The 11,069-nt window shown below is 49.0% G+C and carries 7 protein-coding genes; 3 read left to right on the forward strand and 4 right to left on the reverse strand.

Going from position 1 to position 11,069, the window contains the following annotated elements:
• Window positions 1-226 (reverse strand): response regulator (locus CAG65_RS06325; protein WP_161452897.1); only part of this gene is annotated, 226 nt, incomplete at its 3' end.
• Window positions 216-1,667 (reverse strand): sensor histidine kinase, encoded by a 1,452-nt coding sequence (locus tag CAG65_RS06330; protein WP_021705175.1) that lies wholly within the window; start codon window positions 1,665-1,667, stop codon window positions 216-218. The genes CAG65_RS06330 and CAG65_RS06325, both read right to left, overlap by 11 nt.
• Window positions 1,668-1,766: 99 nt before the next feature.
• Here CAG65_RS06330 and nifJ point away from each other — a divergent pair, with 99 nt between their 5' ends.
• Window positions 1,767-5,066, forward strand: a complete 3,300-nt coding sequence (nifJ, locus tag CAG65_RS06335) for a pyruvate:ferredoxin (flavodoxin) oxidoreductase (protein ID WP_161452900.1) — start codon at window positions 1,767-1,769, stop codon at window positions 5,064-5,066.
• A gap of 24 nt (window positions 5,067-5,090) precedes the next feature.
• Here the strand turns inward: nifJ and CAG65_RS06340 are convergent, their stop codons facing one another.
• Together CAG65_RS06340 and CAG65_RS06345 are read right to left on the reverse strand one after the other, a co-directional pair.
• Window positions 5,091-6,953: a potassium transporter Kup gene (locus CAG65_RS06340; RefSeq protein WP_161452902.1), complete on the reverse strand. Its 1,863-nt coding sequence runs from the start codon at window positions 6,951-6,953 to the stop codon at window positions 5,091-5,093.
• A gap of 189 nt (window positions 6,954-7,142) precedes the next feature.
• Window positions 7,143-8,129 (reverse strand): CobW family GTP-binding protein, encoded by a 987-nt coding sequence (locus tag CAG65_RS06345; protein WP_161447581.1) that lies wholly within the window; start codon window positions 8,127-8,129, stop codon window positions 7,143-7,145.
• 481 nt (window positions 8,130-8,610) lie between these two features.
• Here CAG65_RS06345 and clcA point away from each other — a divergent pair, with 481 nt between their 5' ends.
• Window positions 8,611-10,014 (forward strand): H(+)/Cl(-) exchange transporter ClcA, encoded by a 1,404-nt coding sequence (clcA, locus tag CAG65_RS06350; protein ID WP_021705171.1) that lies wholly within the window; start codon window positions 8,611-8,613, stop codon window positions 10,012-10,014.
• Between the two features lie 98 nt (window positions 10,015-10,112).
• Window positions 10,113-11,066, forward strand: a complete 954-nt coding sequence (locus CAG65_RS06355; RefSeq protein ID WP_021705170.1) for a TDT family transporter — start codon at window positions 10,113-10,115, stop codon at window positions 11,064-11,066.
• Window positions 11,067-11,069 lie beyond the last annotated feature (3 nt).

Genomic DNA, 11,069 nt, shown 5'->3' on the forward strand with positions numbered 1-11,069 from the left:
TCTCTGTCCAGCTTCTTAACTCGCGCGTTAATGTAATGCCGTCCATATCAGGCAAGCCCAAATCCAGCAAAATCAAATGTGGATTCCAGTTTGCTACCGCATGTAGCCCTTGTTCGGCAGTGTCTACAATTTTGACCTGATAGTCATAACCGGCAATCAAAACATTTAAAAAACGTTGGATTGGCTTTTCATCTTCAATAATCAGTATCTTGATTTCACTGTTCATACAGTTCTCTCAAATCATAAAGTTTGCAGGGAATCGTGACACAAAAACAGCTGCCCCCCCCTTCGCGATTGTTTGCAGTAATTTCGCCATGATGCGCTTGTACAATCACCTGACAAATCGCCAATCCCAAGCCAGTACCGTCAACAGCAGAGTTTTCCAGACGATAAAAACGTTCGAATATCTTGGTCAATTGCTCCTCAGGAATACCACTGCCCTGATCCGATACTGACAACACAAACTGCCCATCACGGTAATCCGTTCTGATCTCGATCTCGCTTTGATCAGGGCTGTATTTTGCTGCATTTTCAATTAGATTCGACACAACTTGTTCAAACAACAAGCTATCGAGTTCGACCAACATCGGTTCACTGATCAGCCGCACCTTATGATGTTTTACGCGGGCAGACAAGCGCTGCAGCGCACTGCCAATCACTTCCTCAGGCTCTACCCATTCTCGTTTCGGCACCAGAGCACCAGCGCTGTAACGGGTAATATCCAATAACTTCGTCAGGCTTCGGTTCAGACGCTCACCTTGTTCTGCAATGGAAATAAGCAACTCCTCGCGCACCGGAGCAGCCAGTTTCACGCTACTGTCTCGCAAAGTCGTTGCCGCACCGATAATGGTGCCAAGTGGTGTTTTTAGATCATGCGATACCGATGCTAGCAACGTAGTACGCATACTTTCCATCCGGCTGGTTGCTTCCACCTCGGCCAGCGCCTGAGTGGCTTGAGAACGAGTCAGAGACAGGCTAAGCAGTGAAATGACCCAGGGATCAACGGTGAGCTCTTTGTCCGCATCGACCAGCAATACACCTATTGTTTCGCTGCTGTCATTTAGCCAGTACGCGTTCATTCCTGGTGGCGTTTTACGCTCTTTAAGCCAACCTATCACATTGGGCGACGCGTTCTCATTCGAGCCAGCAAGCAGGTGCCAGCTCGGTTCAGCCAGATAAATCCGGCTCTCCAGCGCTTGCTCTTTGCGCAAAAATTGAATGGTAGCCTGAGCAATTTGTTGGCTGGTCTGCAAAGCGGACAGATGGCGAGCGAGCTGATAATTGGTTTTGTGCCGATGTTGCAGCCGTTTGTTTTTGTCTATTTGCTTGCGCTGAGACTGTGTTATATTGCTGGCGAATATCCCACTAAAAGCCATGACCGCAAAGGTAATGATGTGCTGCGCATTCTGAAACCGGAACGAACTGTAATCGGGCAGAATGAAGTAGTGAAACGACACGATACCGACAATCGTCATCAGGTACGTATTTCTCGGCTTCAGCAATGATGCGCTTAAAATGTTGAGTAACAGAAACAACATCGCGACATCGGTTTCAATCATTTCTCTGCGGTACAGCACTCCCACGAACGTCACCAGTCCATACAAAGTTGCCATTGCGACAACCTTATGCACTTCTTGAATGTTCGCCACTTTTAGCGTCTTAATCATACCTGTTTCTCGTCGGTTCAAACAACTGACCAAGCAGGCATCATACAACTTTCCTGTTAAGTCGCAATGGTTGCGACGCAATATAAGGTTTATTGATTTATGAACTGGATTACAGACGCCAATACCGCCGTAGCAAAAATAGCTTATCAACTGAGTGAGGTGATCGCCGTGTATCCCATCACGCCCAGTACCAGTATGGCGGAATGTTGCGAAAGCTGGTCTTCACAACAGAAAGCGAATGCGCTTGGTACCGTACCTACCGTGATTGAAATGCAATCTGAAGGCGGATCGATTGCGGTGGTGCACGGCAGTGCGATGTGTGGCGCCCTGTCGACCACATTCACCTCCTCTCAAGGATTGCTATTGATGATCCCGACGTTGTACAAGCTGGTGGGTGAACTTACACCTTGTGTCATACACGTCGCAGCCCGCAGCCTGGCCACGCATGCATTATCGATCTTCTGTGACCATTCGGATGTAATGGCAGTAAGACAAACGGGGGTTGCGATGCTGGTCGCCAGCAACGGACAAGAGGCACAAGACATGGCACTTGTCGCTTATCTGGCTTCGTTGAGATGTCGGTTGCCGTTTATTCATTTTTTTGATGGTTTCATTACTTCACACTCGCTGAGCAATATCACGCCGGTTCCAGGCACAGAGCTTCGCGACTTACTCCCTGAAGAAGATCTTCTGGCGTTCCGCCACCGTGCTCTGACGCCGGATCGGCCTACGCTACGCGGTGCTACTGCCGGACCAGACAGTTATTTTCAGTGCCGGGAGGCACAAAACAGCTATCACTGGCGCACACCGGAGATCGTGGAAGAGATTCTCAACGAGTTTGCCCATCACACTTGTCGCCAGTACCACGTCGTGGAATACAGTGGTCACCCTCAGGCAACCCGAGTAGTGGTCGCGATGGGCTCATCGGTTGAAACACTTCAGGCATTTGTTGAACAACAAAGTCGCCATGGCGAACAGATTGGCGTCATAAACATTCGGCTTTACCGTCCGTTTCCCACCGAAGCCTTTTTGCAAGCATTGCCGTCAAGCGTCCAGCGTATCGCCGTTTTGGATCGAACCAAAGAACCAGGCAGCAGTGGTGAGCCACTCTATCTCGATGTGTTGCAAGCAGTTAGTCAGTCAGGGAACTCCGCGCAACTGTGCCGAGGGAGATATGGGCTATCCGGGAAAGCTTTTTATCCGGAGGATGCCCAGGCGATCTTTGAGATGCTGAACTTGCCAGACGAGAATCTGAAACACGAATTTACTATTGGTATTCTTGATGATATCACTCAGTTGAGTTTACCGTCAGTGACTCCACGATTTTTGTCTTCCTCGTTAGACAGCACTGCCATTGTGTATGGCTACGGTGGGGATGGCAGCATTAGCGCTTGCAAAAATGCAATCACCACACTCGGTGAGCACTTTTCCTGGCAAGTAAACGCCCAGTTTGATTACGATTCGAAAAAATCCGGCAACATCACCACCACCTATTTACGCTTATCACCAGAATTGATTCGTGCTCCATATCCGCTAAGACAATCCGGTTTGCTTTCTGTGGCGCACATGAAACTGCTGGTTGAACGCGACATCGCCGCGCAACTGATGCCCAAAGGCACGCTGCTGCTGAATACTCCGTTAACAGGCGCTGCTCTGTGGAATGCTTTACCAATTGGACTGCAATGCAAAATTCAGTCGGATCAGATTAAAGTGATGACGATTGACGCCGACCGCATTGCTGCTGAACACGAGCTGAAAGACAAACCCAGCATCGTCATGCAGGTTGCGCTGATCATGTTGCTGGGTAAGGGTCAATGGCAACCACTAGTCGATAAGCTCAAAAGCGAATCTCAGGTTCGTCTGGCAGGGAAAAAACCGTCGGTGATAGACAATAATCTGCGTTGCATTGATGCCAGCGTCAAAGCGCTGAATGTATCCCCGTTTGAGGCTAAAAGTCAGCCTGCACCGGATTCAGCCGCCATGCCGCTGAGCGTTAATGTAACTTCGCTTACAGGGCAGTTGCTGGCAGGCAAAGGGGATCGCATCCCAGTATCGCAATACCCGGCCGATGGTGTCTGGCCAACCAACACCGCAAGATTGGAAAAAAGGAACCTAGCTGATGAACTGCCTGTTTGGTCTCCGGATCTTTGTACGCAATGTGGCTATTGCGTTGCAATTTGCCCTCATACAGCCATCAGAGCAAAGATCGTCACCGCCGAACACAATAGCGATACGTTGAAGCCACTAAAAAGCATGCCTTACCGATCACGACAACATGCTGGCTCTCAATATACCTTACAGGTCTCACCCGACGACTGCACTGGCTGTCAGTTGTGTGCTCAGGTCTGCCCGGCTTCTGCGCGGAACACCCCAGAGAACAAAGCTTTGATGATGGTTGCCAAATCGGACTGTTACGAGTTAGAGCAACGCCAGTTTCAGCAGTTTGAGAAACTGCCGTCCGAATCGGTCCACCTGCAAGACAGGATCGACGTTAAGACATTGCAGACCGTACAGCCCTATTTTGAATACCCCAATGCCTGCTCAGGGTGTGGCGAAACAGCCTATATTCGCATTCTGACCCAGTTATACGGCGACCGCCTGTATATCGCCAATGCCACAGGTTGTTCTTCGATATTCGGCGGTAACTTACCGACCACACCCTACAGTCAGGATCAAAACCAACGTGGACCGGCTTGGGCCAACAGCCTATTTGAAGACAATGCCGAGTTTGGCCTTGGAATGAAGTTGGCTGTGCAGCAACTCACGCAACGTGCGACTCACCTGCTCAGTCAGGAACTGCCAGATCATCAGTACAGAATACAATCAGAGCAGATTCCGGAGAAACGTCAGCAAATCGAAACGCTTAAGTCCCAGCTCTGTCACGACACAATCAAACATGACGAACTGAAACTGCTGAGTAACTATCTGGTTGAAAAACAGGTCTGGCTGGTTGGCGGCGACGGCTGGGCTTACGACATTGGCTTTGGCGGATTGGATCACGTACTACGCAGCGGGGAAAACATCAATATACTGGTGCTCGATACCCAGTGCTATGCCAATACCGGGGGACAAAAATCGAAATCTACCCCTGAGGGTAAAACCGCCAAGTTGTGCTCACAGCCTAATACGCAAAGTGCCAAAGATCTGATCTCGATGTACCAACAGGTACCGGGTATCTTTGTTGCCCGAATTGCGCTAGGGGCCAATATGAACCAAACCATTAAAGCATTAAAAGCGGCGGGCGAACACACAGGCCCCTCGCTCGTGGTGGCCTATTCACCATGCATTGAACATGGTTACGATTTGGCTCACAGCGCCGACGTTACACGGTCACTGGTAAAAGGCGGAGGTTGGGATTTACTGGCTAATGTGACCCAAGAGCCGACACTCGCGAAATAATACAAGGCCCGTAAGGGCCTTTTATTACAGTTCTCGATACACCCCCATTTCTATCAACCGGTCAGATGGGATCCGAAGACGCTCAGAGGTACGAAGGGCATGTTTGCTCATCAGAATAAACAAACTCACTTTCACATTGTGCCAAACGCCGCCACCTTTCGACTTGATCCGCTCTGACGACATCAGAAAAACCGTTTCCTGTGGATGCAAATACAGATCTTTCAGCGCACATGAATGCGTCAGCTGTTCGATATCGGGAGATTCCTGATAACCGACCCGGATTAGCACCTGCCAGAAACTGTCAGACAACTGTGTGATTTCTGCTCGCTTGCACGGATGCACTTGTGGGATCGATTCATATTGAAACGTTAAGATTACATTGCGTTCATGCAGCGTTTTGTTGTACTTGAGGTTGTGTAGCAATGAACGAGGGACATGATGAGTCTCTCGTGACAAATACACGGCCGTTCCGGGAGCACGACGAATAGATTCACTATCCAGTGACGATGAGAGTGCCACCAGCGACAATTCGCTTTTCTCGGTTAAAATCAATTTGCTCCGTTGTTGTTGCCAAATATACATTACCGTAAACAATCCCCCACCGATCACCATCGGTAACCAGCCGCCATGGGTAAATTTCGTTAGGGTTGCGGAGAGCAATACAAGATCCAACGAAATAAATACACAGCCAAACGCCACGACTCGATACAGTGACCACTGCCATCCATAGTACGCTACCACCAGAGTCAACAAGGATGAGATCAACATGATCGCCGTCACTGCGATCCCATAAGCCGCCGCCAGATTCGCCGAGGATTGAAAGCGAACCATCACAAACAAGACCACGATGCACAATAGCGTATTGGCAAAGGGCACGTAGATCTGGCCCTGTGACCATGCAGACGTGTGTTCAATTTTCAATGCAGGCAGATAACCATAATTCATCGCCTGGCGCGTCAGAGAAAAAATCCCAGAAATGACCGCTTGAGACGCAATGATGGCAGCCAGTGTCGCCAGCGTGATTAACGGCCATAGCCACGGCTTGGAAACCAGGTTGTAAAACGGCTGATTTCCGAACTCCGGCGATGACAAGAGGTAGGCGCCCTGACCAAAGTAGTTCAGCAGCAACGCTGGCATAACCAAAGCGAACCATGCCTTTCGGATCGGCTTGATCCCAAAGTGACCCATATCAGCATACAATGCTTCCACTCCGGTTATTGATAGCACAACCAGGCCTAGTGTCGTCAAACCAGTGCGGCTGTGAGATAAAATAAAGTCAGCCGCGTAACTCGGATTCAGTGCATGAAGGATTGCAGGATACTGACCAATGGCCTTCACACCCAATAACGCCAGAGTCATAAACCAGAGCAACATAATCGGCGCAAAAGCCCGGCCAATCCGCTCTGTCCCATATGATTGAACAGCAAACAGGCAGACAATAATCACGACAGCAACCGGCATGATGTAAGGCGCCAGATCCGCTTCGACAACCGCAATGCCCTCAACGGCTGACAATACCGATACTGCGGGAGTGATCACCGCTTCACCAAAGAAAAAGCCACTCGCTAACAAGCCAAGTAGCAGTACAGCATAGCTTAGCTTCGCAGGCGCATGTCGTTGAGCGATGGCGCACAACGTTAAAATCCCACCCTCCCCTTTCTGTGATGCCCGAGTCACCACCAACAGATATTTCAATGAAACGATGAGCACGAACGCCCAAAATACCAAAGACAACACGCCAAACACATTGTCTGGTGTCACCGCTATCGGATGGGAACCAAAAAAGACTTCTTTCACTGCATAGAGCGGGCTGGTACCAATATCACCATAAACAATACCGATCGCCAGTACAGCCAGCGGCACTTTACTTTGTTGATTGTATTTCATGAACCCTAACGTGTGGTAACACGTTCCTTACCGAAAAATATCCGGCCATGGTAGTCCGATGAATACAAAGAAAATGAATAGAAGGAAACGAAGTGTGTAAAGAGGATATAAAGATTGGAAGAAAATAACCATGTCATAGTAACAGGCAGTGAGCCACCCGACGCGACTCACCAGCCATTCCCATTCGCTCTAACGCTGAATTCCGGCGAGTTTGAGCAAGATATTTTCCAGTTGTTCCCATGGCATTAGCTGTGAATCAATAACTTCAAGACGGGATTCAAATCCTTCCAAAGACAATGCATTCACCGACACGACCTGGTTTGCAACATTAAAGGCGTAGCACCCCTTATCCGTGTTCACCACCGCTTTAACACGTTCTGCCGTTAGTGCACTCAACATCGAAAACAATTCGTCAAAATCAAACTGATATTCAGCGCCAAACAACCAGCCACAGCTAAAATAGCCCTGACCTTTATTTTCCTTTCTAACGAATGTCTGGCCTGGTGGGAGTTCAAACTGAGGCTCCATTTGCGCATGATGGTGATGATGAGCCTCTACCTTGGCGGAAGCGCCTTCACGTACTCGTTCGATGTCCAGCAGTTCGAGAGGGAGTTGCCCTTGCTTAACCAACTGGCTAAAAACTTTTGGCGGAGCCTGATCAGTCACCCAATCATTGAACACATCGATATCATGGGTGTCACACTGATCCACTTTATTCCCTATTACGATATCGGCACTATCCAGCTGATCATTGAAGTTCTGGTTTGAGGTATACTTTTTATCACTGAGATTACGCGGATCAACCAGCGCAATGGTTGCTTTCAGATCAACATAATCTTCGTACTGCGCAGAAGTAAGCGTCGCAACCACCTGCTTCGGATGACCCAACCCAGTTGGTTCAATCAACAGACGGTCTGGTTTCTGACGCAGCAATGCATTGATACCGACACTCATCGGCACACCTGCCGTGCAGCACATGCAACCACCAGGCACTTCTTTTATCATCGCGCCCTGATCAGTCATCATCGCTCCGTCAATACCAACCTCACCAAATTCGTTAACCAGAACGGCCCAATTTTGATCCTGTGGTTTGTTCTTTAATAGTTCCAGTATAGCGGTGGTTTTACCGACGCCAAGAAAGCCGGTGATGATATTGGTGGGTACTTTTACGGTCATGTTACGCTCCTTAACTAACGCCCTGAGTATAACGGAAATAAGCCGCAGCAAGCAGCTCATTATTACACGGGGTCAGTAAAATTCAGCGCAAACGAAAAGGCGCACATCATGGTGCGCCTTGTCCTCGTGACTCAATCGTGAGTTTGCGGATTGGGAAGTCTGTTGGTGCGACCCAATCAAGATACGAGGCTATGGAAATGAGTTTTTTGAATCCATCCAAATTTTAGGTAAGGCTATTGTATCCTCCCTGCGAGTCGGTTCAGATGCCTTACAAATTAACTATGGTTCAAAACCAGAAAAGTGCAAGCTGAGAATGTGATCCATGCATCATTTTGTATGCTTAAAATATCCATTTGAAGAATACTTGTTCACCATATATGCAAATCAATATTCCATCTTTACAACTATAGTTACCTGATGACAGGCGTATAATTTCAAGCACGTCGTTTCTGCCCCATCCCATTTCGAGGTTTTTCCTTTTATGACCAAAAGAGAGAAGTTAAAACATTCCCTGTTAGCGCATGTTCCTAAAGATGCCATCAATCAATTTCTCTCAAAAGATAAAACGCCAGTTTCCGTTCTTCTCATGGCATTACTGGTCGGTATTTTGGCCGGTGTGGTCGGCACTTACTTCGAAATCGCGGTTCACTTTGTCTCAGAAACCCGCACTCAATGGTTGAAGAGTGAAATTGGCAGCGTCCTTCCTCTATGGCTTGCGGCATTTTTAATTTCCGCCACTCTGGCATTTATTGGTTACTATCTGGTCCACCGTTTTGCTCCAGAAGCCGCAGGTTCCGGTATTCCTGAAATAGAAGGGGCAATGGATGGCATGCGCCCGGTACGTTGGTGGCGCGTTTTACCGGTGAAGTTTTTTGGCGGCATGGGCGCGTTAGGCTCAGGGATGGTGCTGGGAAGAGAAGGTCCGACAGTACAGATGGGCGGTGCCATCGGTCGTATGGTCACCGACCTTTTCCGGATTAAAAACGACGACACACGACATTCGTTACTGGCATCCGGGGCCGCAGGAGGCCTGGCGGCCGCATTTAACGCGCCACTGGCCGGCATCATGTTCGTAGTTGAAGAGATGCGTCCGCAATTCCGCTACTCATTGATCTCTATCCGCGCGGTAATCATTTCCGCGGTTGCAGCCAATATTGTTTTTCGCTACATCAATGGCCAGGATGCCGTGATCACGATGCCTCAGTATCATGCGCCAGAACTGCCCGCACTATGGTTGTTTCTGTTGCTGGGCGCCCTCTTTGGTGTATTTGGTGTCATCTTTAACCGCTTGGTGACCTTCTCTCAGGATATGTTTATCCGTGTCCACAAGAATGACCGCAAACGCTACCTACTGACAGGTTCACTAATTGGTGGTTGTTTCGGGCTGATGTTGCTCTACATGCCCGAGCTCACTGGAGGCGGTATCGACCTCATCCCAAATATCACCAATGGAGGATATGGCGCTGGATTGCTGTTGCTGTTGTTTTTAGGCCGAATCATTACCACTATGATTTGTTTTAGCTCAGGCGCACCCGGCGGTGTATTTGCCCCAATGCTGGCACTTGGCACTTTGTTTGGCTACGCATTCGGCCTTATCGCCAGTACACTGTTACCTGAGCTGAACATTCAGCCAGGGATGTTTGCCATTGCGGGCATGGGTGCCCTGTTTGCAGCGACCGTGCGTGCGCCCATCACTGGAATTTTGCTGGTTATTGAAATGACCAACAACTATTACCTGATTCTACCGCTCATCATTACCAGTCTCGGCGCCGTCATTTTTGCCCAGATGCTGGGCGGACAGCCGATTTATAGTCAGTTACTTCACCGAACTCTGAAAAATGAGAAGTTGCGACAGGAGGATGTCCCAACCGAAGCTCAAGGGTGATTGCCAGTTATATCATTCACTTGGTATTATTCGCGCCACACTGTCTGAAAGGAATTGGGCAGTGCTTTTCGAAGTATAAGTTCTTAATGGAGTTGTAATTGAACTGGCGCAGACTGATCCGTGTACAAAATGTTCCCCCTTCTCAGGCAGCCCTTGCACTGGGTATGATAGGTCTTGGTCAGGCCTGGTCACTCTATGTACCTGAAGTGGGTACACTGATACGCCCTTATCTTGCTGCGCTTGGTGCCCTGCTCCTGATCCCAGTCTTACTCAAATACTTTACCAGTTATCAGACTTTTCTCGCAGATATTCGTCATCCACTGAGCGGAAGCTTAATGGCGCCAATGAGTATGGCTATCCTGATTTTGTGTGATTATCTGGCGGTGATTTCACCGGCGATTGCTTACCCGATCTGGTTTGCCGCGCTTCTTCTGCATTTCACCATGATGCTGCTGTTTTTCAGTTTTCAGTTACTCAACTTCAAAATGGCGAATATCGTCCCCAGTTGGTTTCTATATCCGGTCGGCCTGATCAGCAGCTCGCTTGCTGGTAACCAGTTCGAGCACACGGTATTCTCCGAAACGCTCGTTCAAACCTGTATCACTATTTACTTCTTTATGTTGCCAGTGGTTCTGTATCGCCTGGTATTTCTCGGCATGCTTCCCAGACGCGCCCGCCCTACCTTAGCGATCATGGCGGCCCCCATTAACCTGACTTTAGCGACTTACTTGGTAAACTTTCCTGAACCGGACCCGATTCTAACGGGCGCTTTGGCTGGGATAGCGATTACCATGACGTTGTTAATCTACCTATGCTACTTCAGGTTGCTTAAGCTCAAGTTTCAACCCTCCATTGCTGCCGTCACCTTTCCGTCCGTGATCAGCGCCGTGGCAATGTTCCGCCTCACTACGTTCTTTCAAGAATACCACCCACAATGGCATTGGATGCATCACTTCGGCATGTTTGAGTTAACGATCGCCACTCTGCTTGTTGTCTGGGTATCTGTCGGCTATATCAGAATGTACTGGCCGGAATTGTTTGCTAAACCCTAATCG

This window comes from Vibrio sp. V39_P1S14PM300 (genome assembly GCF_009904765.1).
Classification (GTDB): domain Bacteria; phylum Pseudomonadota; class Gammaproteobacteria; order Enterobacterales; family Vibrionaceae; genus Vibrio; species Vibrio proteolyticus.